Source organism: Heliomicrobium undosum, from assembly GCF_009877425.1.
In the GTDB taxonomy this organism is placed as follows: Bacteria; Bacillota; Desulfitobacteriia; order Heliobacteriales; family Heliobacteriaceae; genus Heliomicrobium; species Heliomicrobium undosum.
This window is the reverse complement of the sequence record NZ_WXEY01000067.1, coordinates 1-537: the sequence shown is the minus strand read 5'-3', so window position 1 is coordinate 537 and position 537 is coordinate 1. Positions and strand designations below refer to the sequence as shown.

Sequence of the window (537 nt, the reverse complement as noted above, 5' to 3'; positions counted from 1 at the left end):
CGAGCCTTATGGTTTGCGAGATGTCGAGGTCGAACGCACGCAAGAAACGCAACTGTTTGATTTTGAGGGACCGGGACAATCGGTTCACAGGAATTAGGGGTAAAACATACCGGTTGATTTTAATTAACCGGTATGTTAGACTCTGAATTCCGGTGAGACGCCGGGAACTCAGCGATACAATATCGCAACAACACAATACAATGATCTGGTGACGATGGCGGAGAGGTCACACCCGTTCCCATCCCGAACACGGAAGTTAAGCTCTCCAGCGCCGATGGTACTTGGGACGTTGGTCCCTGGGAGAGTAGGACGTCGCCGGATCCGCCGGGAAACCGGCATGACCGCCGCAAGGCGGTCGCCATTTGCTCCTTGAAAACTGCACAGAGGATACGTAAAGCGCAAGCGATTACGGTCGAAGCGAAGAAGCGACAGGTGACGCCGAAGCGGCAACGCTACGGGGCCACCCAAGCAGAGACGCAACGACTACAATCGATATAAGGTCAAGTTAGTAAGGGCATACGGTGGATGCCTAGGCGC

The 537-nt window shown here is 54.0% G+C and carries 1 protein-coding gene and 1 rRNA gene; both read left to right on the top strand.

Features of this window, described 5'->3' with window-relative positions:
• Window positions 1–204: 204 nt before the first annotated feature.
• Window positions 205–321: ribosomal RNA gene (gene rrf / locus GTO91_RS17690) — 5S ribosomal RNA — on the top strand.
• A 48-nt stretch (window positions 322–369) separates the two neighbouring features.
• Window positions 370–498, top strand: coding sequence for a hypothetical protein (locus GTO91_RS18530; RefSeq protein WP_268894907.1), 129 nt, complete (start codon window positions 370–372; stop codon window positions 496–498).
• The last annotated feature ends 39 nt before the right edge of the window (window positions 499–537 follow it).